At 44.7% G+C, this 575-nt stretch carries 1 pseudogene; it reads right to left on the reverse strand.

Annotated features, from left to right (window positions below):
* Positions 1-59: 59 nt before the first annotated feature.
* Positions 60-575: pseudogene (locus ACFINC_RS11640) on the reverse strand (PBSX family phage terminase large subunit); the annotation flags it as partial.

Here is a 575-nt window from a genome sequence, read left to right on the forward strand (position 1 = left end):
ACCTTCATGAGAGAGATCAGATACATTGCTGTCTTTCTCTAAATGTTCATCATCATGCATCATTCTGCCATCCATGAAGTACTCTCATATTCCGTTCTGCCGCTATAAGCTGGTCGCTTTTGTATTTCTTTTGGTGGTTTGTATGAAATACACATCAGTCCAAAGGCATCTGCACCATGACTGGACCAATCATGCTCTGCTCCCAAGCCAATATTACGCTTCTCATCCCATTTCTCGTGATACCAGTTCAGTGCCTTACGTCCTGCTACTGTCGTCTTCTCATTAAACCAAACAGAAGGCAAAACACGGCGGACTGTTTCTATACGTATCTTAACAGCACCTGCTCCCTGATTAGGGATAACTTTTGTTTGAAAGCCTGCCTGTTTAAGAGCACTCTCAAAACTCACATTGTGCACACGGTCTCTCGTCGCACCATCATGGGGAAGAACCATCAATGCTTTCTCATAGCCATTCTGACGTAACCAACCTATGTGCTCGGATAACGGTTGCCCCTGTGCTTCGTAATAATCAAGCACTCTGATCTCTCTGCCAACAAATTGCGCTATCCATATCGC

The sequence above is a fragment of the Bartonella sp. AP58NXGY genome, from assembly GCF_042195785.1.
In the GTDB taxonomy this organism is placed as follows: Bacteria; Pseudomonadota; Alphaproteobacteria; order Rhizobiales; family Rhizobiaceae; genus Bartonella.